At 70.9% G+C, this 2,285-nt stretch carries 2 protein-coding genes and 1 rRNA gene; all 3 read left to right on the top strand.

Going from position 1 to position 2,285, the window contains the following annotated elements; translation table 11 throughout:
* Positions 1 to 88: ribosomal RNA gene (gene rrf / locus ACFRKB_RS37260) — 5S ribosomal RNA — on the top strand; the annotation flags it as partial.
* Between the two features lie 16 nt (positions 89 to 104).
* Positions 105 to 1,388 carry a hypothetical protein gene (locus tag ACFRKB_RS37255; RefSeq protein ID WP_383111034.1) on the top strand — a complete coding sequence of 428 codons (1,284 nt, stop codon included), beginning with the start codon at positions 105 to 107 and terminating at the stop codon, positions 1,386 to 1,388.
* Positions 1,388 to 2,197, top strand: a complete 810-nt coding sequence (locus ACFRKB_RS37250; protein WP_383111033.1) for a tetratricopeptide repeat protein — start codon at positions 1,388 to 1,390, stop codon at positions 2,195 to 2,197. Before ACFRKB_RS37255 ends, ACFRKB_RS37250 begins: the two co-directional genes overlap by 1 nt.
* Positions 2,198 to 2,285: the final 88 nt, after the last annotated feature.

Here is a 2,285-nt window from a genome sequence, read left to right as displayed (position 1 = left end):
CGGTTACATTCCGAACCCGGAAGCTAAGCCTCACAGCGCCGATGGTACTGCAGGGGGGACCCTGTGGGAGAGTAGGACGCCGCCGAACAATCTTTCATGGACCCGTGGTCCAGCGTTCACGCTGGATCACGGGTCTTTTTTGTTTTCCATCCCTTTTAGCCCGAAGCGCATCGGCAGGCCGACTGCGCGAGAATGACTGCGGTACCCGAAGACAGGAGCCCAACCGATGTCCCCCAACTCCTCCGACGACCGTCCTGAGCGCGATCAGCGCCGCAGGGACAGCGGTGACCGGGGCGGCTTCCGCGGAGGTCGTGACGATCGCGAGCGCGGACCGCGACGTGATGATCGGGACCGTGGTGGTTTCCGTCGTGATGACAACAGCCGCCGTGATGACAATCGCGGTGGTGGGTACCGCGGTGCGCGTGACGACCGGCCGAGTGGCCCCCGTCGCGATGACCGCCCCGGCGGTCCGCGTCGTGAGGACGATCGTGGTGGTCGCCCCAACGCCGGTTCCAGCGGCGGCGGTTACGGCCGTCGGGACGACAGCCGCGGTGGTCGGCCTGCCGGTGGTGGCGGTCGGCCTACTGGTGGCGGTGGTGGCGGTTACGGCCGTCGTGACGATCGTCCGAGCACCCCGCGTCGTTCTGACGACCGTGGCGGCTTCGGGCGTCGTGATGACCGTCCGTCGGGTCCGCGTCGTGATGACCGTCGTGATGACCGGTCCGGTGGTTTCCGCCGGGACGACCGCCCCAGCGGTCCCCGCCGGGACAGCGACCGTGGCGGCTTCCGCCGCGATGACCGCCGTGACGACCGGCCTGTCGGCCCGCGTCGTGATGACCGGCGTGACGACCGTCCCGCGTTCCGGCGTGACGACCGGCGTGACGACCGCCGTGATGATCGTCCTGCCTTCCGTCGTGACGACCGGCGTGATGACCGTCCGTCGGGTCCGCGTCGGGACGACCGTCGTGATGACCGGTCCGGTGGTTTCCGCCGGGACGACCGCCGTGATGACCGGCCGGGCGGCTTCCGTCGGGATGAACGTTCCTCCGGACCGCGCCGGGACGACAGTCGCGGTGGCGGGGGCGGTTACGGGCGCCGGGACGACCGGCCCGGTGGCCCGCGCCGTGATGACCGCGGCGGGCGTCCCAGCGGCGGTGGCCGTGGTGGCGTCGGGCGCCGCGACGACCGGGGCGGGGACCGCGGCGGATACCGGGGCCGCGACGACCGGGGCGGGGACCGCGGCGGATACCGGGGCCGTGACGACAGCCGCGGTGGCGGCTACGAGCGCCGGGACGACCGGGACCGCGACCGCGAGCCCATCAAGCGGCTGCCGATCCCCGAGGACGTCACCGGCGACGAGATCGACAAGAGCGTTCGGCAGGAGCTGATGAGCCTGCCCAAGACGCTCGCCGAGGATGTCGCCAGGAACCTCGTCATGGTCGCGAAGCTGATCGACGAGGACCCCGAGCAGGCCTACGCGTACTCCCGTATCGCGCTGCGGCTCGCCTCCAGGGTCGCCGCCGTACGCGAGGCCGCCGGTTTCGCCGCGTACGCGACACAGAAGTACGCCGAGGCGCTGGCCGAGTTCCGGGCGGCGCGGCGGATGACCGGGGGCGTCGATCTGTGGCCCGTCATGGCGGACTGCGAGCGCGGTCTCGGCCGTCCCGAGCGTGCGATGGCGATGGCCGGTGAGCCCGAGGTGCAGAAGCTCGACAAGGCCGGCCAGGTCGAGATGCGGCTCGTCGCGGCCGGCGCGCGCAGGGACATGGGGCAGATCGACGCCGCCATCGTGACCCTGCAGAGCCCCGAGCTGGCCTCGAACTCCGTGCAGCCGTGGACCGCGCGGCTGCGGTACGCGTACGCCGATGCCCTGCTGTCGGCCGGGCGTGAGGACGAGGCGCGGGAGTGGTTCGGCAAGACGATCGAGGCGGACAAGGACGGGGCGACGGATGCCTCGGACCGTCTCGCCGAGCTGGACGGCGTCGAGTTCGTCGACGCCATGGATGAGGACGAGGACGAGCCCGGCGCGGTGGCCGGGAGCGGCGTCGGCGCCGATGCCGAGGCCGATGTCCATGTCGCCGGTGACGTTGACATGGAGGGCGGCATCGACGAGGACATCGATGACGACATCGACGACGAGATCCAGGCCGAGGCCGGGATCGAAGCCGACGACAAGGACAGCCGCGACAAGGGCTGAGTGACGAAACATGTGGGCGGCACCCCCGCCCGGGTGGCGCCCCCACCGGTGTTATCTGGGTGGTATAAAAAAAAACGAGCCCACCCAA

This window comes from Streptomyces scopuliridis, assembly GCF_042790125.1.
GTDB classification, from domain to species: Bacteria; Actinomycetota; Actinomycetes; order Streptomycetales; family Streptomycetaceae; genus Streptomyces; species Streptomyces scopuliridis_A.
This window is presented reverse-complemented; position numbering and strand designations above follow the sequence as displayed.

Excerpts from the sequence above, each read along its gene's own strand:
- ACFRKB_RS37250 (WP_383111033.1), top strand. The coding sequence starts at position 1,388 with ATGAGCCTGCCCAAGACGCTCGCCGAGGATGTCGCCAGGAACCTCGTC.